22 protein-coding genes are annotated in these 26,806 nt (G+C 50.3%); 16 read left to right on the forward strand and 6 right to left on the reverse strand.

Annotation, left to right across the window (positions count from 1 at the left end; translation table 11 throughout):
- Window positions 1–214 precede the first annotated feature (214 nt).
- Window positions 215–916 (reverse strand): LrgB family protein, encoded by a 702-nt coding sequence (locus BN7444_RS04295; protein ID WP_068456227.1) that lies wholly within the window; start codon window positions 914–916, stop codon window positions 215–217.
- Window positions 909–1,280, reverse strand: coding sequence for a CidA/LrgA family protein (locus BN7444_RS04300; RefSeq protein ID WP_218016009.1), 372 nt, complete (start codon window positions 1,278–1,280; stop codon window positions 909–911). The genes BN7444_RS04295 and BN7444_RS04300 overlap by 8 nt, the downstream gene beginning before the upstream one ends.
- Window positions 1,281–1,785: 505 nt before the next feature.
- Here BN7444_RS04300 and BN7444_RS04305 point away from each other — a divergent pair.
- The 6 genes from BN7444_RS04305 to BN7444_RS04325 all read left to right on the forward strand — a co-directional run bounded on the left by BN7444_RS04305 (window position 1,786) and on the right by BN7444_RS04325 (window position 7,513).
- Entirely contained in the window at window positions 1,786–3,060 is a 1,275-nt protein-coding gene (locus BN7444_RS04305) for an MFS transporter (RefSeq protein ID WP_218016010.1), read from the forward strand.
- Window positions 3,061–3,071: 11 nt separating this feature from the next.
- Complete coding sequence (locus BN7444_RS04310; protein ID WP_068456234.1) at window positions 3,072–4,232, forward strand: ArgE/DapE family deacylase; 1,161 nt, start codon at window positions 3,072–3,074, stop codon at window positions 4,230–4,232.
- A 141-nt stretch (window positions 4,233–4,373) separates the two neighbouring features.
- Window positions 4,374–5,315: a putative ABC transporter permease gene (locus BN7444_RS04315; protein WP_068456237.1), complete on the forward strand. Its 942-nt coding sequence runs from the start codon at window positions 4,374–4,376 to the stop codon at window positions 5,313–5,315.
- 205 nt (window positions 5,316–5,520) lie between these two features.
- Entirely contained in the window at window positions 5,521–6,057 is a 537-nt protein-coding gene (locus BN7444_RS04320; RefSeq protein WP_068456240.1) for a hypothetical protein, read from the forward strand.
- Complete coding sequence (locus BN7444_RS09270) at window positions 6,054–6,542, forward strand: rhodanese-like domain-containing protein (RefSeq protein ID WP_135122027.1); 489 nt, start codon at window positions 6,054–6,056, stop codon at window positions 6,540–6,542. Before BN7444_RS04320 ends, BN7444_RS09270 begins: the two co-directional genes overlap by 4 nt.
- A 17-nt stretch (window positions 6,543–6,559) precedes the next feature.
- The gene (locus tag BN7444_RS04325) at window positions 6,560–7,513 is read left to right on the forward strand and encodes a sulfurtransferase (RefSeq protein ID WP_135122029.1); all 954 of its coding nucleotides are present in this window, start codon (window positions 6,560–6,562) and stop codon (window positions 7,511–7,513) included.
- Between the two features lie 268 nt (window positions 7,514–7,781).
- On the opposite strand, the gene BN7444_RS04330 is transcribed toward BN7444_RS04325, so the two are convergent.
- Window positions 7,782–8,972, reverse strand: a complete 1,191-nt coding sequence (locus BN7444_RS04330) for a pyridoxal phosphate-dependent aminotransferase (RefSeq protein ID WP_068456243.1) — start codon at window positions 8,970–8,972, stop codon at window positions 7,782–7,784.
- Window positions 8,973–9,360: 388 nt separating this feature from the next.
- Between BN7444_RS04330 and BN7444_RS04335 the strand changes: the two genes are divergently transcribed.
- Window positions 9,361–10,311: a magnesium transporter CorA family protein gene (locus BN7444_RS04335; protein WP_068456246.1), complete on the forward strand. Its 951-nt coding sequence runs from the start codon at window positions 9,361–9,363 to the stop codon at window positions 10,309–10,311.
- 579 nt (window positions 10,312–10,890) lie between these two features.
- Here BN7444_RS04335 and BN7444_RS04340 read toward each other — a convergent pair.
- Together BN7444_RS04340 and BN7444_RS04345 are read right to left on the reverse strand one after the other, a co-directional pair.
- Window positions 10,891–11,886, reverse strand: coding sequence for an ornithine cyclodeaminase family protein (locus BN7444_RS04340; protein WP_068456249.1), 996 nt, complete (start codon window positions 11,884–11,886; stop codon window positions 10,891–10,893).
- Between the two features lie 66 nt (window positions 11,887–11,952).
- Window positions 11,953–12,393, reverse strand: coding sequence for a universal stress protein (locus BN7444_RS04345; protein WP_068456252.1), 441 nt, complete (start codon window positions 12,391–12,393; stop codon window positions 11,953–11,955).
- A gap of 140 nt (window positions 12,394–12,533) precedes the next feature.
- On the opposite strand from BN7444_RS04345, the gene BN7444_RS04350 reads away from it, so the two are divergent.
- The 9 genes from BN7444_RS04350 to BN7444_RS04390 all read left to right on the forward strand — a co-directional run bounded on the left by BN7444_RS04350 (window position 12,534) and on the right by BN7444_RS04390 (window position 25,322).
- Window positions 12,534–13,388 carry a pirin family protein gene (locus BN7444_RS04350; protein WP_068456255.1) on the forward strand — a complete coding sequence of 285 codons (855 nt, stop codon included), beginning with the start codon at window positions 12,534–12,536 and terminating at the stop codon, window positions 13,386–13,388.
- Window positions 13,389–13,725: 337 nt separating this feature from the next.
- On the forward strand, window positions 13,726–18,348 hold the full coding sequence (locus BN7444_RS04355; protein ID WP_068456258.1) for an SHIRT domain-containing protein: 4,623 nt from the start codon (window positions 13,726–13,728) through the stop codon (window positions 18,346–18,348).
- A gap of 57 nt (window positions 18,349–18,405) precedes the next feature.
- The gene (locus BN7444_RS04360) at window positions 18,406–20,562 is read left to right on the forward strand and encodes an S-layer homology domain-containing protein (protein WP_135122030.1); all 2,157 of its coding nucleotides are present in this window, start codon (window positions 18,406–18,408) and stop codon (window positions 20,560–20,562) included.
- Between the two features lie 145 nt (window positions 20,563–20,707).
- Window positions 20,708–21,496, forward strand: coding sequence for an MBL fold metallo-hydrolase (locus tag BN7444_RS04365; protein WP_068456264.1), 789 nt, complete (start codon window positions 20,708–20,710; stop codon window positions 21,494–21,496).
- A gap of 9 nt (window positions 21,497–21,505) precedes the next feature.
- Complete coding sequence (surE, locus tag BN7444_RS04370) at window positions 21,506–22,264, forward strand: 5'/3'-nucleotidase SurE (RefSeq protein ID WP_068456267.1); 759 nt, start codon at window positions 21,506–21,508, stop codon at window positions 22,262–22,264.
- A complete protein-coding gene (locus BN7444_RS04375) occupies window positions 22,257–23,165 on the forward strand; it encodes a DMT family transporter (RefSeq protein WP_068456270.1) in 909 nt (302 codons plus the stop codon). The genes surE and BN7444_RS04375 overlap by 8 nt, the downstream gene beginning before the upstream one ends.
- A 71-nt stretch (window positions 23,166–23,236) precedes the next feature.
- The gene (locus BN7444_RS04380) at window positions 23,237–24,004 is read left to right on the forward strand and encodes a hypothetical protein (RefSeq protein ID WP_068456273.1); all 768 of its coding nucleotides are present in this window, start codon (window positions 23,237–23,239) and stop codon (window positions 24,002–24,004) included.
- A gap of 11 nt (window positions 24,005–24,015) precedes the next feature.
- Window positions 24,016–24,327 (forward strand): divalent cation tolerance protein CutA, encoded by a 312-nt coding sequence (gene cutA, locus BN7444_RS04385; protein WP_068456276.1) that lies wholly within the window; start codon window positions 24,016–24,018, stop codon window positions 24,325–24,327.
- 167 nt (window positions 24,328–24,494) lie between these two features.
- Complete coding sequence (locus BN7444_RS04390; RefSeq protein ID WP_068456280.1) at window positions 24,495–25,322, forward strand: deoxyribonuclease IV; 828 nt, start codon at window positions 24,495–24,497, stop codon at window positions 25,320–25,322.
- Here the strand turns inward: BN7444_RS04390 and glpK are convergent.
- The gene (gene glpK / locus BN7444_RS04395; protein ID WP_174532089.1) at window positions 25,310–26,791 is read right to left on the reverse strand and encodes a glycerol kinase GlpK; all 1,482 of its coding nucleotides are present in this window, start codon (window positions 26,789–26,791) and stop codon (window positions 25,310–25,312) included. The genes BN7444_RS04390 and glpK overlap by 13 nt on opposite strands.
- Window positions 26,792–26,806 lie beyond the last annotated feature (15 nt).

Raw genomic sequence — 26,806 nt, forward strand, 5'->3', positions numbered from 1 at the left:
ATGGAGACCTGTAGGTGAGCAGAGAAAAATGGAAAGACTTTATTGAAGTTCATTGAACTGAATATGAAACAAAGGATAGGCCCTCGCCTATCCTTTTCTATTGCGTATTTGCATGAAATCGCCACTTTTTAAACTGCGTATTTGTAAGTAGAGCTGTTTTTCCTCCTCGTCAAGTATTGCCAAGCCTCTTCCCACTCCTTTGCGCTCTTATCTTTTATAGGCCAAGCAGGCGAATTAACAGGGGCAGAACGATAGAGGCGATAATGGCGTGCAGACCGATGGTTAAACCGCTCATGGCGCCTTCCACTTCGCCCAGCTTCATGGCGTAGCTGGTGCCAACGGCGTGGGCGGCGGTGCCGATGCCGAGGCCCTTGGACACGGGATTTTTAATTTTCGCAAGCTTGATGCAGTAGGGCGCGATCACGGCGCCGAAAATGCCTGTAAGGATGACGAACATCACGGTAATGGAGACGATCCAGCCCATTTTGTCGGAGATTTCCATGGCGACGGCGGTGGTGACGGATTTCGGAATGGACGCGAGAACCACCTCTTCGGGAATAGCCAGGGCATTTCCCAAGAACACCACAAAGAACACGACGAAAATACAGCCCACGGTCACGGAAATTAAAATCGGTACAAAATATTTTAAGAGATTGTCCTTTTGCTTATAAAGGCTCACGCCGATGACCAGGGCCTGAACCGGCGAAATCAGCGTCTGAATCAGATTGCCGCCGATTTGGTAATTCTCTAAGGGAATATCGAAGAGGGAGAGGACCAGAATGATGGCGATAATAGTAAATAGGAGGGGATTTAAAATCGCGAGGTGAAAGCGGGCGCTGAGCTTCGAAAATAAAATAAAAAACAGAAGGGAGATGACCAGCCCGAAATAGGGGGTTTGCGTGATAAGATCAAGCATCCTTTTTACCTCCCGTCCTTTTTTTCTGCAGAGCGATGATCCCGTCGCTCACTTTTCCGGTGACCATCATGGTGGCGCCGGTGGAAACGACGACGACGAGGAAAATTTTCAGCCAGACCACGTGGGAAAATTCCAAAAAGTACTCCATGATGGCGACGCCTGCGGGAATAAAGACGAAGGCCAAGTATTTGTTGGACATTTGGATCACGTCTTTCAACTGATCCAATTTAACAATTTTGAATTCGAGCAAGAGAAACAAAATCAAAGCGGCGATAATCGTGCCGGGAAAGGGAAAGGGCAACAGACCGGAAATCATTTGGCCCAAAAGCGCCGTCCCAAAGAGAACGAATAATTGGAATAACACGTTTTCACTCCTTACTAGGTCTTTTTTATTCATAGCCCATCTAATATATAAAACAAAGGGCTTGCTGACAAGGCATAAATCAAAAATGGCGTCAATACAAGGTACTTACCTCGTAGTCATGCAAAGTACTAAATTATGAGGGCGGCGGTTTGGAATGGGAAAAGCAGGAAAAAGAAAAATGTTTTTTAAAACAGATGAAGTGAAATTCGACGAATGTCAGCAAAAATGAAAAGGATAGTTCCTCGCCCATCCTTTTCTATTGCGTATTTGCATTAAATCGGCACTATTTAAACTGCGTATTTGTAAGTCGGTTTATTTTTTACCGGCAGAAGCTTAGCTTGCCGGTCTATTCCTTCATTTTTTAGCGCTCTTATGAGCGCTTTTTTCTTCTCCCGCAAGACGAAACTGTCGTCTTTTAATTTACAATATAGAAAAAAGGCGTGACTTTTTCCTAAAACAAGATACAATAGAGCATAATCAAGAATGTTTTTAAGGGGGGTTTCGTATGAATGGTGAAATGAATCAAAAGAGCGGCTTTCACTACGCCTGGGTCATTATGGTGGTGGCCATGTTGGTCCTCGGGGTCTATGTGCCGGTGGTGAATTCTCTGTCCAACACTTGGCAGATCGCCGTGACCGAGGATTTGGGCTTTTCCCGCACGGCCTTTTCCTTAACGGGTACCATTACTCAAGCCGTGGGGATTTTTCTCGGCCCCGTGATTTCGGTGGTCCTGACGAAATATAATTTCAAACGCATTTGGACGGCATCGGCCATCGCCTTTGCAGCGGCGGTTTTCGGCTACTCCCTGGCGCAAAATCAGTATCATTTCTACGCCCTGGGCCTCGTCGTCGGTGCCGCCTACATTACCACGGCGCAAATTCCCATGATGATGCTCATTAACAATTGGTTTACGGAGAAGAAGGGCCTGGCCACCTCCATCGCCGTCTCCGGCATTTCCGCCGGCGGCGCCCTGTTGAGTCCTTTGGTCAACGGCCTCATCGACCACGTGGGCTGGCGCATGTCTTATCGGGTCTATGCCCTGATTATTTTGGCGCTGGCCGTGGTCTTCGGTTTCTTTTTGATCTATCTCAGGCCGGAAGACAAGGGCTTGAAACCCTACGGTTATAAGGAAGGCGACGAGGGCGAGGCGGTTCAAAGTGCGGATTCCAATAAATCCTTAAATGTGGGCCTATCAATCGCCGCATCCATGTCCTGCAGCTTTTTCATCTTCCTGCTTTTGGGCTCGGCGATGAACGGCTTGGCCAACGGGGCCTCGCTGCAATTTCCGCCGGCACTTCAGGAAGCGGCGGGCTTTCAAACGGCGGGGACCGTAGTTTCCATTTACCTCCTCCTCGGCGTCTTCGGCAAGCTGCTCTTGGGCCGCATCGCCGACAAATACGGCATCTACCACGCCATTATTTTCGGCGCATCCACTTTGGCCTTAAGCTTTGTGGCCATGCTCTTCGTGCCTTTTGCCTGGGGACCCTGGCTCGTGGCTGTAGTCTTCGGCTTCGGGCTGGCCCTGGGCTCGGTCCTGCCGCCCTTGGTCACCGCGTCGATCTACGGGCGCGCCATGTACGGCGAGGCCTATGGCTTCGTCCAATCCTCCGTCCAAGTAGGGGCGGCCTTCGGGCCTCTGCTCGTGTCCTTTATTTTCGACTCCTCGGGCAGCTACTACTTGGCATGGATCATTAACATCGGCTTCGCACTGCTCACGGGCCTCTTGTGGTTCCTCGCCCACAAAAACGCCCAAGCTTTTGCGGGTAAAACGGAAAAATAAAGGAGGCATAGATGAAAAGACATCTTTCCATTTTAAAAGAACTCATTCAAATCGAATCGGTCAACGACGGCGAAGGGGCGGTGGCAAAATATATCGCCGAGCTGTTTAAGGATTATAAAAACATCGAAACACAAATCGTGGCCTCTTATCCGGGGCGGGACAATATTCTCGTGAAACTCAAAGGCAATCGGCCCGGGAAAATTTTCGCCGTCTCCGGCCACCTGGACGTGGTGGAGCCCGGCGAAGGCTGGACCCATCCGCCCTTTGAAGGCGCCATCGAAGGCAACAAAATGTACGGCCGCGGCACCTGCGACATGAAAGCCGGCGTGGCGGCAGCCCTCGTCATGCTATTGGATCTCGCCGATGAAGGCGCGGATTTCGCCGGGGAAGTGTGGTTTATCGGCACCGTCGGCGAAGAAGTGGGCATGCAAGGCGCCCTGGATTTGGTGGAAGGCGGCTACCTGGATCAGGTGGACGGCATCGTCATCCCCGAGCCCACGAAGCGCGACGGCGAAAACCAAGCCATTTTCGCCTCCAAAGGCTCCATTATGTACACCATTCACGGCGAAGGCAAAGCCGCCCACTCCTCCATGCCCGAGCTGGGCATCAACGCCATTATGACGGCGGCGGAATTTATTCAAAAGACGCAAAATGATTTCGACGCCATTACCAACGACCCCGCTTGCCACAACGACGAGCTGGGCGACACCCTCAACGTCTTTTCCGTCATCGAAGGGGGACGGCAGTTCAACTCCGTGCCCGATCACGTCATCATTAAAGGCAACGCCCGCACCGTGCCGGAATACGACTCCGCCCGCGCCGTGGAGCTTTTGCAAAAAAACGTGGACGCAAACAACGAAAATCCCGAGAATGCCAGCCTCACCCTGGAACTGAACCAGGTACTGGATGCCGCTGAGGCGAAAAAAGACACGGCCCTGATCCGCGCATTAAAAGAAGCGGGGAAAGACAAAAACGTGCAGGTTCGCCCCCTTATCGGCACCTGCGAGCTCTCCCGCTATATCCACCTGCCGGGGGATGTGGATCTCGTGGTCTACGGCCCGGGCCTCACGAAAATGGCCCACAAAATCGACGAATACATCGAAATCGACGAATACGAAGACACCATCCGCATCTTTAAAGACATGGCGGTGGCTTTTACGGAAAGTAAATAAAACGAGAGGCACAGACCCGGCGGTCCGTGCCTTTTTTGCACCCTTACAAAAATTTCCCCTAAAGGGAAAAAAGAATCTGGTCTTTTTGTCAGCCGGCGAGTACCATAGAAGGAGAATCGTGGAAGAGGAAAGGATGATTTAATGGAAAACGCAGCGCAGCTATTGTGGCTATTCTTCATCTACTCCTTGATGGGGTGGGTGACGGAAGTCGTATTAAAATACTTCCAGTACAAGCGCTTTATTAACCGGGGCTTTCTCATCGGCCCCTACTGCCCCATCTACGGCACCGGCGCCGTCATCGTGACCCTGGGCGGAAACCTTCTCGCCCCCGTAGACCGCTCCTGGGCCATGAGCTTTCTCATCGCCTTCGTCCTTTGCGGCCTGCTGGAATACATGACGAGCTACATTTTGGAAAAATACTTCCACGCCCGCTGGTGGGACTACAGCCAAAAGCCCATGAACCTCCACGGCCGAGTGTGGATCGGCAACCTCATCCTCTTCGGCCTCGGCGGCGTACTGATATTGGAAGTCTTCAACCCCCGCTTCCTGGCCCTGGCGACGGCCATGGAGCCCCTGTTATTTAACAGCCTGCTTATGGCCTTAAGCCTCCTCTTTGTCGCCGACGGAATCATGAGCGCCTTCATCATGAGTCTCTTGAAGCGAGGCATCGAAGAAAGCCGGGCCGACAAGAGCGAAGAAATCGCCGCCGAAGTCCGCTACCTGCTGGAAAATAGATCCGTCTTCCACAAGCGGATCCTGGACGCCTACCCCGAGATTACCTTCCGCACGGAAAAAGTCAAAGCCCGCTTAGAGCGCATCCGCAACGAAGGCGAAGCCATGCGCCTCCTCGCCGAAGAAAAAGTCGAAGCCCTGGAAGAGCGGGCGCGGGAAGCCGCATCGAAAAACCTCACCACCACCTGGAGCCTGCAGCGGGAAATCATCGAGAAACAGGACGCCCTCATCGACTCCCTGAAAAGCGGCGCCGATCAAGACGCCCTAAAAGAGCTGGAAGCCGCCATAAAAGAAGACAAAGACATATTGGAAGCGAGAGAACGAAGGCTGCACCTCTTGCGCGCCGATTAACACAAAAAGGCTATGCCCACGAGGAGCATAGCCTCTTTTATTATGTTCTTGATCTGTCCGCGCCGGAATAAGATGCCTGTTTTTTAGAACCTATCGTTTCGCATGGCCCTGAATTAGATAACAAATAATTGACATGGTTCGGTGGCAATGATAATCTATATAAGGATATTTTACATATAATGTTTCAGTGATGTTTGAGGTTTAAATGAACTATTTTTCAAAGGACGAGCGTTTGCTTAAAAACGGCGTTATTTTATTGACAGCTGTTGTGTTTGTTTTGTTAACAACACTTTTGCCGATTGTGACAAAACTGCCGGGGATTTTATTCGTAAATAAAATCGGTTTTTTTATTTTCACCATTTATTTCGGATTCATTCCTTCAGCTTGCTTCATTTTATTGGTTCAAGGCGTTTTTCTGAAATTCGGTCTGGTAGGCAGCATGTTTTCTTATGCCCTCGTGATCAATTTGGTGAACGCCCTTTTGATAAGCCTGATTATAGGAGAAAAAAGACGATCGATAAAAGGTGGCGTCTATGCTGCTATCGCTATGGCTTTGCTATCCAAGCCAATCAGCCTACTCATCATGAGTCTCGTCACCGATATGCCGGTGGACCTTCATTCAGCATTAACAGTAAAATCCATAATTGAGCAGGGGAAAGTATACGGACTATCTCTTGTAGTCGCTTTTGCGATTTATTATTTGTACGAAATTACCTTTAAGACAAAAAGGAGTGATTCATGAAACATTTATCACGTGTCGTCCTCATAGCGGCGGTTACACTACTCAGCATGTGCCTTGTGGCTTGCGGATCGAATTCGTCGAACAGCAATGACGCTGCCAATAACAATGCAGCTGAGACTGCCGATGCATCGAAGGACATGAAGAAAGTGGCTGTCGACCAATTAAAGGACGACATGCAAATCATTGATACGCGTACCCCGGATCAGTTTATCGGATGGAAAAACAGCGAAGGAGTCAGCGGCCATATACCCGGAGCAATTGACTTCCCGGAGACCTGGTTTGACTACGAACCCGATGCAAAAATTATTGACATCGAGCTTGAACGACGCCATATCGACAAAACGAAACCCACCGTTCTTTATGGTAATGATGATGTGACGGAGGATGTTTACAAAAAGTTTGCAGACCACGGGTTTGAAGATCTGGCCGTACTCGAAGGCGGCATTAATGACTATGATAAAAAGGGAGAAAAACGACGGCATTAGAAGGCTATACGCGCTACGTGTCTCCGCAATGGGTCAGCGATTTGATAGATGGCAAAAAGCCCGAAGGCTACGAAGGCAAAAAGTATCAAATTGTTGAGGTCGCCTTGAAAGAGGAAGACTATAAAGAAGGTCATATTCCCGGAGCAGTGTATGCCGACCCGAATAAAATCAATCAAATACCCGGACCCCGAATGGTAGAAGAGTACGAAGGCATTCCCATGGAAGAACAATTAACCTTCTGGGGTTTCCCGACGGATGAAAACATCAAGAAAGAAATCGAAAATTTGGGAATCGACGAGGATACCACCGTTATTTTATACGGTACGGAAGCGGCAACGACCGCAGCAAATCGTGCGGCTCTCGTCATGGACTATGCCGGAGTCAAAGATATTCGCCTGTTAAACGGCGGAAAACCCTTGTGGACCTTAGAAAAAAGAGCTCTGGATACGGAGCCGGTCAGTGTTGAAAAAGCCAATTTTGCCGGTAATGTACCGCAAAACCCCGATATTGTCTTTGACTATGACGATGAAATGAATTTTATCGACGACGACAAGACAGTCATTGCATCTGTAAGAAGCTGGGACGAATACCTCGGAAAAACGAGCGGATACACCTATATTGCCGAAGCAGGCGATATTAAAAACGGTCGATTCGCCTATGCCGGATCCGACCCCTACTCCATGGAAGATTACAGAAATATAGACAACACCATGTTTAACTACGAAATAATTAAAGATCGTTGGGAAAAATGGGGCATTACCGGAGACAAGCGCATCTCTTGGCACTGCGGCACCGGATGGAGAGCTGCCGAAACTTATTACATTGGAAAAGCCCTCGGTTGGGAAGGCGACGGCGTTTACGTCGGTGGTTGGTATGAATGGTCGAAGCGAGGCGGCCCGACTAAAGAACCCGGACTCCCCAAAGACGCTCCGGAACAAAAGCCGGAACAATACCACTACAAAAAGAAATAACCGGGCGCTGCCTAGCACCATTTAAAGAAGTTTTCCAAGCGTAAAATAGCATAAAATGAAAAACCGGGCAGGCATAGCTTGCCCGGTTTTTTATTGGCAAGAAGACCGCATTCGGCGAGGAATACCATGCATTGAAATCGATGCATCCCCTGCGATTCAAAGGAACTCTTTCCTTTGAGAAATAGAAGCTTGAACGCAAGCACTAACACACAAAAAAGGCTATGCCCACAGGGAGCATAGCCTCTTTTATTTCCGATAGTCGGTTTGATTATCTGGCTTTGTAAGCCTTCAGGCCTTCGTCTAAAATGTGCATAGCTTTTCTCAAAGCGTCCACATTCAATACGTAAGCCAAACGAACTTGGCTCATGTAATCTTCGCTGTGTTCGTAGAAGCCTGCGGCGGGAGCCATCATTAAGGTTTCGCCGTCAATTTCGAATTCTTCAAGCAACCAGCGGCAGAAGTCTTCGGCATCGTCTACGGGCAGGTCGGCTACGGTATAGAAAGCGCCGCCGGCCATGTTGCATTTAACGCCGTCAATTTTGTTTAATTCTTCGACGATAACGTCGCGGCGTTCTTGGTAAATCTTGGAGATTTGATCCAGGTAGGAATCATCCATGTCGTAAAGAGCTGCAGCACCGATCATGTCCACGGTGGGGCAAGCCAAACGGCCGGTAGCCAGCTTGTTGGCAGCGGCGATGAAGTCTTTGTTCATGCAGGCCAAGTTACCGATACGAGCGCCGCAACCGCTGAAGCGTTTGGAGATGGAGTCTTGAAGGATCAAGCGGTCTTGGATGCGTTCGATGGTACCGAAGCTGTGGAATTCTCTGCCGTCGAAAATGAATTCGCGGTAAAGTTCTTCAGCGATGATCCAGAGATCGTGTTCGATAGCGATGTCTGCGATCAATTCGATTTCTTCTTGGGTGTAAACGGCACCGGTGGGGTTGCCCGGGTTAGCCAAGAGGATGGCCTTGGTCTTGTCCGTAATCTTGGATTCGATGACTTCTTTCGAGGGCAGGTGGAAGTCGTTTTCGACGACGGTGGGGAAGGTGGTTACCGTGGTCGAGGTTTCGATAAAGTAAGAATAATAGTTGGTGTAGTAGGGTTCGCAGGTGAGGATTTCATCGCCTACGTCGGTAATGGCGAGCAGGGTGAAAAGAAGGGCTTCGGAGCCGCCTGCGGTAACGACGATGTCGTCAGCGGTCATGGGGATGTTTCTGCGTTGATAGTATCTGGCCATACCTTCGCGAAGTTCGGGAAGACCCGGGGAGGGAGCATAGCTCAACACTTTCATGTCGATGTTCCGAATGGCTTCGAAGAACTCTTGGGGAGTTTCAACGTCGGGAGCACCGATGTTTAAGTGGTAAACTTTTTTGCCCGCTGCTTTTGCCTTGTTGGCATAGGGGGTCAGTTTGCGGATCGCGCTATAGGGCATGGACTCGATACGGTTGGATAGTTTCATAAATAAATCTCCTCTCTTTCTTTACACTGTATTCCATTATAGTTGATATAAAACGATTTCTCAAGGGAAAGAAAAGGTTCTGCCGTTTTTTGAGGGAAAAGAGATGATGTTTAAATTTATACAGAAAAAAGCCCCGTCCCTCTTTCATAAACCCGCTAAAAGAGCGACAAAAATGACGCCGCCCGACCTAAAATTGCCGCGAAAGAATTCTTTCGGTGCAGGCAAGAAATCGCTTTAATTGATCCGAATCATCCGGCCGTTTTTATGCGCTCGCCCTGCGCTTGAAATAAAAATAATAACGAAGGGTACGGGAAATGATGTAAAATAAAATCACTCCGCAGAGATCGCTCTTTTCAAATACGAAATTCTTAATTATCCGGGGGATACTATGAAATACTACGTTGACAACAGGGATCAAATATACAGCTTAACGACGGACATGTCCTCAACAGATGAAATCGGTCATTGGATTCACCTCATCGATCCCACGGATGAAGAAATTCAGTCTTTATCCCAAAAATATCAGGTGCCCGAAAGCATTCTCTCTGCCGTCGCCGACCCCGGCGAGGTCGCTCGCAGCGACGGAAGGTATAGCTCGACCTACGATTTATTTATTCTCCGCTACCCGGTGGAGGTCGCCAAGGACGTCTACGAAACCCGTCCTTTGGCAATGATTCGAACCGACGAGCTGGTCATCACCGTAAAATACTACGATGACAAGGCCTTTTTCGACTTTTTAGAGGGAAAAGGCCATCGCCTGGTCGTAGACGAAGGCTTTCCCAAGGAAAAAATCCTCGTCGATTTGGCCTATCACATTTGTAAATCCTATATCGACTTTACAAAAAGCATTAACGAACGGATCGAGGAGCTGGAGAAAGACATGGCACGTTCGACGAAAAGCGAGACCATCCGTCAACTCATCAGCCTTTCGCGGAGCCTGATCCGCTTTTCTATGGCAACGGAAAATAACGAATTCGTCTTGCACGATCTGTTTCATCTCGCCCCGTTAAACAGCTCTCTTTCCAGAAATCAACTGCTCAACGATTTAAAAGTGGAAAGCACACAGGCCCGCCTCATGGTAAAAGAAGCGTCGGTCACGGTAGAAAAGCTGTCCGATCTCTATTCGAGCCTCGTGGGAAACAATCTAAACGACGTCATGAAGACCCTGACCTCCATTACGATCCTTTTGACCATCCCCACCATTATCGGCGGCTATTGGGGCATGAATACATCCTTACCCTTTTCGGAAGAGCCCCACGCCTTCTGGTGGCTATTGGGACTTACCTTTGCGGTCATCATACTCATGTACTTCTACCTGAAAAAGAGAGACTATCTCTAAAATAAAAATCGGAACCCTTACGGGTTCCGATTTTTGTAAAAGCTTTATAGAATACAACTAACCATCCGTTTCGAGAAGGCGAAGCCTTCCCAAAACGGTGTAAGACTGCATCTGACCTTCCTACGATTCGCTTCCCTCGTCGGGATAGGTCATGAGGGCCCGGGGAAGAGGCAGATAATACCTCCCACCAATAAAAACAAAAAAACGAACTCACCTTTTTTCTTCCGCGACGCATCCCAATAGGAATCAAATGCCGTCAGGCATTTGTACCGCTAAAAAGCGTTTTGTGGGTGGCTGGGGATGTACAACTATACATCCGTTTCGATTCGGCTTCGCCTCCTCGAAACGGTGTAAGACTGCATCTGACCTTCCTACGACTCGCGACCCTCGTCGGGATAGGTCATGAGGGCCCTGGGGAAGGGGCAGAGGGCGAATCGCAACGCCCTTTTTCCCTCCCCCGGAAACAAATGCGAAGATATAATTTGTGAAAAAGAAAAATAGTTTACACCAAGCAAAAGGTGTGCCATCGGGAAGCAAGACAATAATGAAGCGAAGGTAAAAAGGGAAAAGATGACATCCCTACATTTCCACCGTCGTCCCAATCCCTTTCTCTTCTGCAAAGCGGCAGATCTTTTCTCCTACCACCACATCAAATACAGCAGAGCCTGTCGACTTAAACAGAGTAATCTCGTCATCGTTTTCTCTGCCGGGGATTTCGCCTAAGAGCACTTGGCCCAGTTCGTTGGCGATTTTTTCTTCCGGAACCAAGCCGTCTTTTATGGGCTTGATCATGTCGCCGGCTTCATTTAACACGCCGTCGATGGTGTCGACATAAATCTTGTCCGCCCGGGCGACGATTTCCGGCGGCAGCTCGATCATCTCGGGGGTATAGGCGCCGATGCCGTTAATGTGGCAGCCCGCCTTCACCTTGGTGCCGTCGAAGACCGGCTCTGTGGCCGTGGTGACGGCGGTAATAATATCCGCCTCGGGGATCACCGGGCCTAAATCGGACACGGGGACGAGCTTCGCGCCGTAAGCCGCCATGTCTTTTTCCACGGAAGCGACAAAGGCCGCGGCTTTTTCCTGCTTGCGGTTAAAAATATAGGCCGTTTCGATATCCCTCACGGCCAGCACCGATTCCAGCTGGCTCTTGGCTTGGCCGCCGGTGCCGATAAGGACGAAAGTCTTCGCGTCCTTTTTTGCCAAGACATCGGTGGCGGCGCCGGCGAGACCCCCGGTGCGCATGCGGGTGAGCTCCGTGCCGTCCATAATGCCCTTCACCAGGCCCGTTTCCGTGTCCATAACCACCATAGTCGCCGGCACGGCGGGGAGCCCCTTGGCGGGATTTTTCGGATAGACGGAAATAATCTTCGCCCCCAAAGCCTTGGCGCCTTCTACCAAACCCGGCATAAAAAGCGCCTGACCTTCGGCCTCTTTCACGTCTAAATTGCTGCGCAGGGGAATATTGCTTTCGCCCTTGGAGTAAAGGGCCATGGCCTCTTTGTCGGCCTCGATGACATCTTTCACGTCCATGGACGCCGTGACTTCTTCCGCGTTAAGGATTAATAAATTCATTTTGCCTCCTTTAGACAATCATACAAAAAAGAAAAAGTGCCCTGCCGAGGCAAGGCACAGAGATGCTTAGATTCTGCAGGTAACTTTGTTGACGAGGACGGGAACCTTCGCCGCATTCAATACCTTGTCGGAGACGGAGCCCAACAGGGTTCTCGAGAAACCGCCTAAGCCGCGACTGCCGATGACGATGAGATTCACATTTTTTTCCTCGGCGCATTTTAAAATTTCTTCCGACGCTCGACCGACGCGAACACAGGTTTCCACGTCGCCCTTGTAATCGATGGTTGCCAGCGCCTTGTCCAAAATCTTTTGGCCTCGTTGTTCTTGGGCCTTTTTAAAATCCGTGGACAGGAAATTGCCGGGATAATGTTCGATCACATTGGTATCGGTTAAGACCGTGAGAATAATCAGCTTCGAATCGAAAGCCTGAGCCAACAATTCCCCTTCTTTCAATGCGCAGTAAGAATCCTGCGAACCGTCGACCGGTACTAATATTTTCTTATACATGGAAACGCCTCCTTTGCTAATAGTATACCATACTAAAGCGACCTTGAAACATAAAACTGAAAAATGCTCTCTGTTGAAAAAGCGGGCATCGGGTATAAGTAAAATAGAAAAAGATAAGCAACAAAAAGAAAGGAACAGGAATGATACGAAAAATTAAACACACAGTGAAAGGCGAGCCGGGCGTCGACGGCGCCGGCGTGCACCTGACCCACGTCCTCAGCCGCCACACCATGTACGATACCGACCCTCTGCTCCTGTTAGATGCCTTTGACGCCACGGATCCTGAAAAATACGTGGCAGGCTTTCCCATGCACCCCCACCGGGGCATCGAGACCATCTCCTATGTGATGGAAGGCACCATGGTCCACCGAGACTCCCTGGGCAACGAAGACGCCGTCACAGACGGCGGCATTCAGTGGATGACGGCGGGCAGCGGCATCCTTCACGAAGAAGAATTGCCGCCGGTGAAGCGCCTCTTCGGCGTGCAGCTGTGGCTCAACATGGCGAAAGAAAACAAATTCGCGCCACCCGCCTATGTGGCCGTGCCATCGGAATCCATACCGGAAATTCCCTTCGATGGCGGCAAAGTGCGCATCCTCGCCGGGAGCTACGAAGGCCGTGAGGGCCACCGGGCGCCCTATCATCCCGTGAACTACTACGACGTGCACATCGAGCCCGGAAAAACATTTCAGACGAAAGTAAGCGAAACCGCATCCGTGACCCTCTTCGCCCTGGTGGGCAGCCCCACCGTGGAAGGAGAGCGGGTGGAACATTTTGGCGCCGCCATTTTAGATGAAGGCGACGAAGTTCGCATCTCAAACGACACGGATGAAACCATCTGCGTCCTGCTCTTCACCGGCGAGCCCATGAATGAGCCCATCGCCTGGTGGCCCGGGCCCATCGTCATGAATACGGACGAAGAATTGGAAGAAGCCTACGACGAACTCAAAAAAGGCACATTCCTCAAAGAAAAAATCGCCATGAGCCGGGAATAATGTATCGGAAGCCGCAGGAAAGCCTGCGGTTTTTTTATTACTTTTAAAAGGAAAAAATAGGAGAGCTGTAAATGGATAAAAATCATTAGATTTATGGAAAACCTCTAAACTTCCTGATATTATAAAAGTAATACAGAAAAGGACGGTGGGAGATGAACGGTTTAGGTAAAATCCCCAGACAGACAGACAGACAGACAGACAGACAGACAGACAGCCTAGCCTGTCTTCTTTTGGCGTCCGTTTTACAACAGGCAATGGAAGTTATCTTATAGATAGATAGCTTCTATTGCCTGTTTTTATTTTGTTCGAAAGCAATTGAAAGTAGGAAGGAGAGCATATGAACAAGCACGCGCACCCGAGGCGAAGCCGGATCTACATGATGATCCTGGCCCTGGTCCTGGTACTTGTATCGGGAAAGACCCCTGTTTTTGCTGCGACGGATGTCGGCAGTTTTGACGAACTGAAGACGGCAGTGGAAGCCGGCGATGAAATCAAGCTAACGAAGGATATTGTCGTTACGGAAACCTTGGAGATCAAAGATAAGGATGTAAAGATTTCCGGGGAAGGCTATACATTGACCTTGGCTAATGATTTTTCTAAAGATCAGATGTTTAAGGTAGATGGAAAAGCCTTAACGTTGAACAAGGTTACCTTGGATGGAAAAAAACAAGGACGGCTGATTTATTCCGAGCGCGGAACTATCACACTGAACGAATCGACATTGAAAAACGGATGCCCCGGCGCAAACGCCAAGGCCAATCCCGGCGGAGGCGTCTTCTTAAGAGGCGGTTCGTTAACGGCCACGAAGACTGATTTTATAGGCAACACGCCCGGCACGACCCAAGGACTCGATGAAGGCGATAGAGATTTAAACGGCGGTGCCATCTATTCCGGAAAAACCTCGGCAGATATTAAAATTACCGGCGGAAGCTTTGAAGATAACGAGGTAAAAGCATATGGCCACGGTGCAGCTATTTATCAAGAAAATGGTAGCTTAACTGTAACCGGAACAAGCTTTAAAAATAATAAAGGCCACGCTGAAGGCGGCAATGCCGGAACGCAAGGAGCATGTATCCACACGAGAGATAAAGTAACAGCCAAAATTTCCAATGTAGAAGCTGAAATTTCAAAAGGATTTAACACCGGCGGCTTTTTAAGATCACTGGGAAGCACAGTAAAAGTGAATGAGTCTACTTTTACAATAGCTAATCAAGGCGATGGCTATGGATACAGTGGCGGTGTATTCTGTTTCCAAAACGGCACAAGTGAAGTTAAGGCCTCTACTTTTAAATGCACTGACTCAAAATTATATCACGCAGGTGGCTTTATAGATATAGTTGGCGCTGGCGCTCATGTTATTGATGGTAATAAAATGACAGGTGCCGGAAAGGAAAACGGACAACAAATAGCCTCCTTTGGCGGTGCCATCAGCGTCGAGCAAGGCGCCAATGCTACGGTTACCATTAAAGATAATACAATTAAGGACTCATCGGCTTCCGACAACGGCGGCGCCATCGCCATCGGAACGCGCAAAGGTGAAAGCACACCCTCGACAGTCACCATGAGCGGCAACAAAATTTCAAATGCCGGAACTTTATTTTGGGGAGCACAACATGGCGGCGGCATCTTTATAGGACCTGAAGCCACAGTGACCATGTCAAACGACACCATGTCAGATACGAGATCTTCCTACGGTGGCGGCATTTATAACGAAGGCAATTTAACCATCAGCGGTGGATCGTCACTAACCGGCGGAGTCGGTTCGAAACTCGGTGGAGAAATTTATAACAATGGTGACTTGACTGTAGATAAAGCTACAGTAGCAGGTAATTTTGTCGGTCCGGCAAACTGGAATCAAACACCGGGACATGAAAAAAAATATGAACACGGCGGAACAAATATCTATGCTGAAAAAAGCGTGACCATTACGCCGGAAGCCAGTCTTACAACCGGCAAAGATGTTAGAGTTTTAGATGGACAATCCAAAATCCTTTTAACAGGAGCCTTAACAAAAGAAATTGATGTCTCCATAAGTGAAATTGCAGGAGGCAGTGAAAAGGCAAAGAGACAAGTCGGCTATGTTATAGCAGAAGGAAAAGATGACTATAAAGCGACGAAAGCCGATGCAAATTTCTTGCACTATATAGGCAGAACGAATAAAGAAGACGCTAGTCACTATTCAAATCAACCACGAGCAGCATTTGCAGATGACAAAAGCACCGGTGAATGGGACTTTGTCCTTGATAAAGACAATAAAAAGGTAGTTCTTGGTCAAAGAGTTAAGCTAATTTATCATGGCAATCTTGGTAAATTAGGTGAAAATGATTCAGCAGAAAAGACTGTAGATGTTTACAAAAATCCTAATTTCTGGGAAGGACAATTAGAAGAATACCAAGTAGCTGATCCGGAATTAGAAGGAAGCAGCTTTATGGGTTGGTACTTCTGGAAAGATGGCGACAGTGTTGAAGATACTGACGACTCAATTCAAAATATAAAAATACCGGATGATTTAAGAGAAAAATTATTTGATTTCTCAAGAGTTGAATTTGAAAACAATGAAGAAAATACCGATAAGATCATCACTCCAAATATTATCCACACTTACGCCGGCTGGTCTCAAAATATAGAACTAGGTGTTTCAAAAGCGTGGGAAGATGCAGAAGATGCTGATAAAGTTGATGTAACTGTAACGCTAAAAGGCGGAGATAAGGACAAAACTGTTACATTGACAGAAGCAAGATATTACTCCGATAGCTTTACAAATCTTCCGGTATTTACAAAATCCTACGAACCTGACGAAGAAAAGAACATGAACTTAAAGTTCACCCCCAGGGAATATAGCGTTGTAGAAACACCGATAAAAGGATTTACGCCAAGCTATAGACCGGACAAGTTAGTGGCGAATCAAGTGGGAGAGATTAATAGCTATTTTACAGTTACGAATACAAAAGTAAAGTACAAAGTAAGTTACAAATTTGAAAGCGGAACGGAAGGCAAAGCCCTTCCGGCGGAAATTGAAGGATTCAAGCCGACGGATGCGACTGAATATGAAGACAAAGCAACAGTCACCGCCAAAGAACCGACGACAAAAGTATTTGAAGTCGAAGACGGCACTTGGACCTTTGAAAAATGGGATGCAAACACAAAGACAGTAAACAAAGGCGATGTAACCTTCGAGGGTACTTGGATTTTTGCGAAAAAAGAAGAACCGGCACCTGATAAATACAAAGTCCATTATGTCTTTAAGAGCGGAACGGAAGGCAAAGCCCTTCCGGCGGAAATTGAAGGATTCAAGCCGACGGATGCGACTGAATATGAAGACAAAGCAACAGTCACCGCCAAAGAACCGACGACAAAAGTATTTGAAGTCGAAGACGGCACTTGGACCTTTGAAAAATGGGATGCAAACACAAAGACAGTAAACAAAGGCGATGTAACCTTCGAGGGTACTTGGATTTTTGCGAAAAAAGAAGAACCGGCACCTGATAAATACAAAGTCCATTATGTCTTTAAGAGCGGAACGGAAGGCAAAGCACTTCCGGGTGAAATCGACGGATTCAAGCCGACAGATGCGACTGAATATGAAGACAAGGCAACAGTCACCGCCAAAGAACCGACGATAAAAGTACTTGAAATCGAAGACGGCACCTGGACCTTTGAAAAATGGGATGCAAACACAAAGACAGTAAACAAAGCCGATGTAACATTTGAAGGAATCTGGACTTTTACGGAAAAGAAATCCGACTTCACCGTGGAAAAAACGGTCGATAAGGAAACCTTTAAAAAAGCCGGCGACGTACTGAATTACACGGTCACGGTAACGAATACCGGCGAAAAAGATTTAACGGACCTGATGATTTCGGATCCCAAAACGACATTCGACACTCCGACTTTCGACTTGGAAAAAGGCGAAAGCAAGGAATTTAAATACGCCTACACCGTAACGGAAGAGGATGTAAAGGCCAAAGCTGTCATCAACACGGTCACGGTTACTCACGAGAATGTTCCGAAAACGGCTACAACCGAGAGCAAGTTGAAAGAAGACAATCCCAATCCGCCGACGAAAGTCGTCACGCAATACGTGGACGAGCAAGGAAACAAATTAATTTCCGACAAAGAAGGCGCACAGCCCGTCGTCGAGATTAAGGGCTACACCTACCTTCGTACCGAAAAGGGCAAAGATGTTATTCGCCACATTTACAAAAAAATCCCCGAAGACAATCGCAACACCGGCGGTTACATCGTTTGGAAGAATGAGCCGGTATCCGACGACGGTCTGTTGAACAAGAAGGACCACAAGGCTTATATGTTCGGCTATCCCGACGGTAATTTCCTTCCCGATCGCAATATGACGCGGGAAGAGGTCACGGCTATGTTTGCCCGCCTCTTGAAGGATTATCCCAGGGAGCGCAGAAGCTACGCCATTCCCTACAAGGACGTAACGGAGAGAGACTGGTCTTACGAGGCCATCGGCTTTATGACGGAAAAGGGCATTATTAAAGGCTACGAAGACGGCAGCTTCAGACCCAAGGAAGCCATTAGCCGGGCGGAATTTGCCGCCATGGCCGCCCGCTTCGACAAGCTCGTGGCCGGCAAGGGCAATCCCTTCAACGACGTGCCCGACACCCACTGGGCAGTGGCCTCCATCGACTCGGCGGCAGCCAAGGGCTGGGTTTCCGGCTATCCCGACGGCAGCTTTAAGCCGGAGCGCAAGATCACCCGTTCGGAAGTGGTGTCCATTACCAATATTATGTTGGACCGCTACGCCGACAAGGATTTCGTGCGCGGCCACCTGCCCGAAATGATTCCGTTCCACGATTTGACGGAAGCCAACTGGGCTTACTTCCCCATTATGGAAGCGACCCACGGCCACGACTACACGAGAAAGGCCCCGCAGGAAGAAAACTGGATCCGTCTCAACGGGGAAGAATTCCGCTTTCCCCTATTGTATAGAAAGTAAATGAAGGCCACGGCCGGGCAATCCCGGCCCGAGGCTTTTGCAAGAAAGGAAGATGATATGAAAAGATTACTGAGCATATTTTTGGCGGCGGTGATGCTGCTGGGCGTGATGCCGTGGCAGGTTTTTGCCGAAGGAGAAAAGAATGTTACGCTCGTGGGACAATGGGTGAATGATTCGAGTCAGAAAAAAGATGTGTCCAAACACTACGAATTGACGGATAAAATAGGGCCTCCGGAGTATAATTCCGGCTTATTAAGAGGCCTTGCCAAACAATTCTTAGGCTGGTCGGATAAGGCACCCGCCGATAACGGCGTGCTGGCAGATGGCGCAAAGCTGTTTTCGCCTGAAGATACCATCAGTGATGTGTTCGGAAGCTCTATTCCGAATGATGCAAAGCTCTATGCCGTCTATTATGAGGTTAACAAGCCTTATGGCGACCCATTTCCCCAAGATCCATTGTCAATGTTAGCTCTTGGTAGTGTTTTAGAAAACTTAAAGGATAGAGTAAACAAGAACGAGATTACGATTAACAACGACGTTGCAGCTGACGATGTATTAAATAAGACGGACATTGCCAAATCAGGGGATACCATCGTCGATTACTATGAAAAGAAAGACGATGTGAACGACATTAACGAAGTTGTTCTAAGGTCTGAATTTAATATGGACTGGGTCGTGGCCATGCTTGCGTACAGAAATCAAACCGGAAGCAATGCCTTGAGACCGGTTTTAAGCTACGATTACAACACACGATATAAGAATAATGACTTCCCGACGAAGGACGGAGTAGATGCCGGTTACACTTATGTTGACCTAAACATGGACTTCGGAACCGACAAAGGCCTTGTGATTCCCGACAATTTGTTCCTCGAATTTAAGAGCTACACTTGGCGTCCCCTTTACGCTTTCGGAATAAATGACGACGGCACCAAGACTGTATTACAGATGCTGGATCAAGAGGGAACCAAGCTAAGCAAAGATCCCGGTATTGTTAATCAAGGTGATTTTGAGAAAATAGGAAGCGGTGACAAGCCGGAAAGCACATTTGGTGTAGAAACAAAAGGCTATAGAAAAATTACCATTCGCGTCGTTTTAAGAGAATGGGATAACAGGGTTGAAAAACCCCATCAAACACCATTTAGCGCTGAACGAATTCCCGAAAGCAAGATCCCTAAAGAACCTGCAGGGACCGTTGCAAGTGAAATTTTGTCTAATATGACCTTGCGCGTGTTGGGATCTGCTGATGGCATTGAAAATAAAAACATCGTTAAAATCTCTGATGCAAAGGCCAGAGCGCTTGCAGACGGCGAGGCAAAAGACACCATCGATATTAAAGGGACCATTAAAGGTCATGTCTTTGCAGAGGCCGGGTCCGTGAGTGCTTTTGGAATAACCGTTCCGTTGAAACAGGATTTACCGATTGACGAAAGCACAGTCAAAAAACCGGTGAAGCTGTCTTACATCCACAAAAAGGAAGAACCGAAACCCGAACCCAAGCCTGACAATGGCGGCATGTGGATTCTTCCCGGCGGAGGAAAGAAGGAAGAGGCGACGGAAGATCACATGGCCTATATCTTCGGTTACCCGGACAAGTCCGTGCGGCCGGAAGGCAATTTGACTCGCGCGGAAGCGGCTGCCATGGTGACTCGCCTGGGCAGGCTCGATCTTTCCGACACGTCCAAGGCCGACTACCCCGACGTAAAGGATGGGGCGTGGTATCTCCCCTATATAAACGCCGCGCTGAAGGCGGGCATGTTGGATACGGACGATGCGGGCAATTTACGTCCCGACGCGCCGGTGACCCGTGGCGAATTCGTGAAGATGATCGCCGCCATCGACAGGCCCTCCGAGGGCAAGGCGCCCTTTACGGACATTGCCGGCCACAAGTACGAAAAGGAAATTAATCAGGTCTACGGCAATCGCCGGGCCATGGGCTATGAAGACGGTAGCTTTAAGCCCGACAACACCTTGACCCGCGCCGAATCGGCGGCTTTCCTGAACCGCGTCTTTAATCGCGTGGCCGACGCTAAAGCGGTGGAAGGCTTCGAAGCGCGCCTGGCGAAGTTTACGGATCTTCAAAAGGACACCTGGTTCTACTATGAATTAGTGGAAGCCACCAACAGCCATCAATTGGTTCGCCGCGGCGGCCAAGACGATTTGGCCCGCGACTACGAACGCTGGACCAATCTTTGGTACAACAAAGAAGCGAAATAAAAATAAATCCCCGATGCCGAAACGGGTCGGGGATTTTTTGCGCCCTTTTTCGGCGAACATGGATTTCATTTTAGGAAAATGGAAAGAATTTGTTTCCTCTCTTTTCCTCGGCGGAGAGTTTGCTATAATAGCTGTGGAGGAAACTATGAAATTTTGTGCAATCGCCAGTGGCAGCAGCGGCAACTGCCAATATATAGAAACAAACGAAAAAAAGATTTTAATCGACGCCGGCTTAAGCGGCAAGGCTATCGAGGAAAATTTGCGCGCCGTGGGGGTGGATCCCAGGGATTTGGACGGGATTTTCGTCACTCACGAGCACAACGATCACGTGAAGGGCGTGGGGATTTTGGCCCGCCGCTGGGGCCTGGATGTCTTCGCCAACGAAAACACCTGGCACGCCATGGAAAAGACGGTGAAGCGGATCGACGATCACAAGCGCCACGTCTTTCACACGGCCCAAGCTTTTTCCTACGGGGACATGGAGATCGTGCCTATGGCGCTGTTTCACGACGCCGCCGAGGGCACGGGCTATGTGATTTGCTCGGGGAATAAAAAGATTTCCGTCCTTACGGACACGGGCTGGGTGAACACGTCCATGCTGGAGAAGATGAGCGGCAGCGATCTCTATTACATCGAGAGCAATCACGATACGGATATGCTTGAAAACGGACCCTATCCCCGCATTTTAAAGGACCGCATCGCATCGACTCGGGGGCATTTGTCCAACGAGCACTGCGGCGAGCTCTTGACGGGGCTTTTGGAGAAGAAGGGCGAGCACGTGGTCTTGGCCCATTTGTCCGAGGAAAATAATCGGCCCCTGTTGGCTGCCCGGGCGACCCGGGAGATTTTGGCGGAGCACGCCATTTACGAGGGCAGGGATTTTATTCTGGAAGTGGCCAAGGCCAAGTTGCCTTCCCGCTTTATCGAGCTGTAAGGAGGACTTATGAAGATTCTTTTGACCAATGACGACGGTTATTTTGCGCCGGGGATTCAGGCGCTGGCCAAGGTGCTGGCGAAGGAACACGAGCTGGTGATCGTGGCGCCGGAGGAAGAGCATTCCGGCCAGAGCCACGCCATTACCATTAAGCATTCGATGATCGTAAAGCCCGTGGAAATCGATGGGGTGGAGGCGGAAGCTTACAGCGTCAGCGGCACGCCGGCGGACTGCGTGCGTGCGGGGCTTGACAAGCTCGTGCCCTGGAAGCCCGATGTGATTTTTTCCGGCTGCAATGCCGGCTACAATGCGGGCATGGATATTATTTATTCCGGCACGGTAAGCGCCGCCCTGGAAGGGGTGCTTTCGGGGATTCCCTCCGTGGCGGTGAGTGCCGAGTGGGTGAAGGGGCAGTGCCGCTACGACACGGCGGCTTCCGTGGCGAAGAAGATTTTCGACAAGGTGCAGGGGCCTTTTCTCTCTTTGGCCAAGCCCATGGTCTTGAATATTAATGTGCCCTATCTCGACGAAGAGGCGCTGAAGGGCCTTCGGGTGGCGGACATCGGCGACAATGCCTACGACTTTTACTTCGAAGAGGAAGTGGACGGGGAAAGGCGCCTGTCTTTAAGGGGAAGAAGCATTACGGAGCACGCCCCGGGAACGGACCGCTATTTTCTGGAGCGGGGCTATGTGACGGCGACGCCGGTGATCTACGGCATGGCCGATCGCGCCGAGATGGACCGGCTGAAGAGTTGGCTCGATGAGTAAATCCATGTCGCGAAAGGCTCGCGCCAATCTCATGCTTCTCGCCCTGGCCATGATCTGGGGCGGCAGTTTCGTTTCGGCGAAGCTCGCCATGGAAAGCTTCGATCCCTATTTTATTATGGTGCTGCGCTTTTTTATCGGTGCACTGGCCATGTTTCTGCTCTTTCCCAAGGAGCGGAAGAAGGCCAACAAGGCCACCGTGGTAGGTGGCGTGGAAATCGGCCTCCTCTTGGGCATCGGCACCGCCTTTCAAATGGTGGGCCTGCAATACACCACTCCTGCCAATCAAACCTTTATTATCGTAAGCTACGTCATTACCGTGCCCCTGATTCGCTTCCTCGTGTCGGGGATTCGGCCGGGAAAAAATATTATGGTGGCCGCCGTCTTTACGGTGATCGGCGTGGGCTTTTTAACCCTGGGGCCCGACCTCGCCTTTAATCGCGGCGACGTGTTTACCTTCATCATGGCCCTGCTTTTTGCCGTGCAGATCATTCGCATCGACGGCTATATGCCCCGGGTGGAAAGCGCCATATTCTTCACGACGATACAGATTTTTGTGGCGGGGATCGTCTCCGCCGTGCTCTTTTTCATTCGAGGAGCGGGCACCGTCGTGGGCCCTGTAACGACGAAATCTATCGCCGCCTTCCTTTACCTCGTGGTGTTGAACACGGCGGTGGCTTATTATCTGCAAAACGGCGCTCAACGGGACGCGAGCCCCGACGAAAGCGCCCTCATCATCAGCTCCGAATCCCTTTTCGGCACCTTTGCCGCCTACTTTTTTGCCGGGGAAGAATTTTATCCGAAAAAAATCCTCGGCTGCCTTTTGATCCTCGCAGGTCAATTTGTGGCCCAGGTGCTTCCCGCCCTTCGAAAAATTTTAGCCGAACGACGAGTTTCTATGTAAAGGGCGTGAGAGCCGCTCTTCCTTGGGTATAAATAAAGGTAACTTGTCACTAAGATCCGAAAGGAGTTTTTATGAAAAAAACAACCATGGATATTTACAAAGCCATGTTTCCCAGTTTACTTATTTATCTTTTGGTGATCGCCGCCTTCGTCCAAATTTTTGAAATGATGGGCCTGGGCACCGACGCCTTTATGACACCGGGAGCAAACCCCGCTATGCCCATGCCGGAATTTCACTTCGGCGGCACGGCGGTGGCATCCCTTATCGTCTACTTGATCTACTACATCGTCATGGGTCTCGCGGGCTACGGCCTGATCTTAATGATCTACCGCATGGCACGCTACGACACCAAGCCGGAATTTGCCGACGTCTTTTACTTTTTTAACGCCAAGGCCGGCTCCACTTTAGGGACTTATATTTTGGAAAAAATTCTCGGCGTCGTCTTTCTCATGCTGCTCGTGGTGCCGGGGCTGATCTTCTCTCTGGCCATGGTGCCCCTGGGCGCCGTGGTGGGTATCGATCAGATTCGCGGCAGAGGCGGTGTCATGACGCCCATTAAAGAATCCTGGCGCATGACCAAGGGCCACAAGGGCATGATCTTCGGCCGCATGGCCATCGTCGTCGTCATTATCCTCGTTCTCGCCGTCGCATTCGGCTTGGGCGCTGCAGCGGCGGGCGCTTCCGAAGGTGTGTTGAACGCGGTGATGAGAGTACTGGGCACCGTTGGCTTCGGTCTCATCAGTTACGTGGCCGTGGTGGATATCATCCGCGAGCTGGTGGAGCGAGGCGCATTCGATACCATCGATCCCATTCACGAAGAAATAGAGGATGAAATTTAAGGAGGTGCCCCGTGAGCTATTTAAAAGTTGAAATTTTCGTGCCGGAAGAATACGTGGTGGAACTGGCCAACGATTTAAACGAAGCGGATATTTTAAAAAACGGCCACTACGACTACGCCTTCAGCCTGACGAAGGTGGAAGGCCACTGGCGGCCCTTGGAAGGCGCCGATCCCTATGACGGCGTCATCGGCCAGGTGCAAACTCGGGAAGAGATGAAGATGGAATTTCGTATCGACGAAGAAGACCGGGAAGAGGTGCAGCGGATTATCGACCGCATCCACCCCTACGAAGTGCCCGTGGTCAATTACATTCAATTGGTTTAAAAGTAAATGAACGACGAAGATCTCTTTACGAAAAGGGGAGAAAGTGCCTAAGGGCACTTTTTTCTTGGGTTGGCGGTGTATACTGCCTTCGAAAGGAAGGGATCACGTGACTTGGTTAATGATTTTTGTCGCAGCTTGCATGATGTGGATGCCGAAAGGAAAATAATATGCTGACTCTGGGATACCATACGTCGACGACGGCGGGTTTTGTAAACACCATGAACGAGGTGAAAAAATACGGCGCGAACACTTTCCAATTTTTCACGCGCAATCCCCGGGGCTCCAAGGCCCGGGAGTTGGATGTGGCGGATATGGATGCATTTATTCGGGAGAAAAAAGATTTCGGCCCCGTCGTCGCCCACGCCGCCTACACCATGAATCTGGCCTCGAGCCGGGAGGACGTGCGGGAGAAAAGCTATGATATTTTCGCTTCGGACATGGCCCTTCTCGCCCAATACCCGGAGGATACGGTTTACGTCTTTCATCCGGGCAGCCACACGAAGGACGGTGCGGAGGTGGGCGTGGAGCGAATTATTCGCGCCATGGATAAGGCGAAGGAGCTGTTTCCCCAACGGGCCATTTGTCTCGAGACCATGAGCGGCAAGGGCACGGAAATCGGCGGGCGGCTTGAGGAAATCGTGGCCATCATAGATGCCGTGGCAGCGGAGGATGTGGGCGTGGTGCTGGATACCTGCCATCTGTTCAGCGCCGGCTACGATCCGGCGGATCCCGAGGCATTTTTCAGCACCTTTGACGAGCTCATCGGCCTTGAAAAGATAAGGGCCGTTCACGTGAACGACTCCCTCACTCCATTCGGCGCAAAAAAAGATCGCCACGCACCGGTGGGTGCGGGCGAAATCGGTTTGGATGTGCTGGGGCGTTTTCTCTCTTCCGCGCCTTTAAAGGGGCTTCCCATGATTTTGGAAACGCCGGGGGAGCCGGAGGATCACGAAAAAGAAATTCAGCGCTTAAACGCCTTCGGTCAATCCATGTGATTGGCCATGGTGACGGCGACGGCTTTCTTCCACCGCGTCCGTTCGTCTGTAAGATCGGCGCCGGTGGGGGAAAGGATATGGGCCTTGGAGGCCCGTTTTTTTATGTCCGAAATATCTTTATAGAGACCGCAACCGATCCCCGCCATAAAGGCGGCGCCAAGGGCCGTGGTTTCTACCAAAGCCGGCCGGTGGACGGAGCGGTGAATGGCATCGGCCAGGGTGGTCATTAAATAGTCGTTGTGGCTCACGCCGCCGTCGACGAGAATGCGGTCGTGGCTCGCCTGTAAATCTTTTTCCATGGCATCCACCACATCGGCGGTCATGTAGGCGATGGCATCGAGAGCGGCCTTCACCAAATGGGCCTTGGTCGTGGAGCGGCTGATGCCGAAAATGGTGCCTCGGGCGTCGGGATCCCAATAGGGCGTGCCCAGGCCCGTAAAGGCGGGGACGAAGAGCATGGGATTTTGTCCCGCCACGCTTTCGGCGAGGGCGGCGGTTTCTTGCGCCTTGTCCACGAGCTCCATATCTTCCTTCAGCCATTCGATGACGCTGCCGCAAGCGAAGATGCTGCCTTCCATGGCATAGACCGGTCCTTCGCCGATGTCCCATGCGTAGGAGGAGAGCAGGCCGTGTTCGCTGATAATGGGGGCATGACCCGTGTTCATTAAGACGAAGGCGCCGGTGCCGAAGGTGCTTTTCACTTCGCCTACCTCGAAGCACTGCTCGCCGAAGAGGGCGGACTGTTGGTCGCCGATCATGCCCGTAATGGGAATGGAAATGCCGAAATGCTCCGCCAAGGTGGAGCCGAAATGAGCCGCCGTGGGAAGCACCTCGGGCAAGCACACCCGGGGGATGTCGAAAAGCTTTAAGAGCTCGTCGTCCCAATCCAGATCGTGAATATTAAAGAGCATGGTGCGGGAGGCGTTGGACATATCCGTGCGGTGGACGCCGCCGGTTAAGTGGTAGAGGAGGAAGCTGTCCACGGTGCCGAAAAGCACCTCGCCCTTTTCCGCCTTCTCCCGCGCCCCCTCCACATGATCGAGAATGTAGGCGATTTTTGTGGCGGAGAAGTAGGCATCCACTTCAAGGCCGGTCTTTTGGCGGATCATATCGCCGTAGCCCGCGTCTTTAATCGCCTCGGCACGATCGGCGGTGCGGCGGCACTGCCACACAATGGCCGGGGCGATGGCCTTGCCCGTTTTCTTGTCCCAAAGAATGGTGGTCTCCCGCTGATTGGTAATGCCCATGGCCACAATGTCTTTTCTGTCGATCTGTGCCTGGGCGATGGCTTCGGCGCAGACGCCGACCGTGGTGGCTAAAATTTCCGCGGGATCTTGCTCCACCCAGCCGGGATGGGGGAAGAATTGGCGAAAGGGTTTTTGCGCCACGGAGATCACATGGGCGTCTTCGTCAAAGAGAATGGCGCGGTTGGATGTGGTGCCCGCGTCGATGGCGAGTAAGTACTTCATGATTCACCTCGGTAA

The sequence above is a fragment of the Peptoniphilus pacaensis genome (assembly GCF_900088125.1).
GTDB lineage: Bacteria > Bacillota > Clostridia > Tissierellales > Peptoniphilaceae > Aedoeadaptatus > Aedoeadaptatus pacaensis.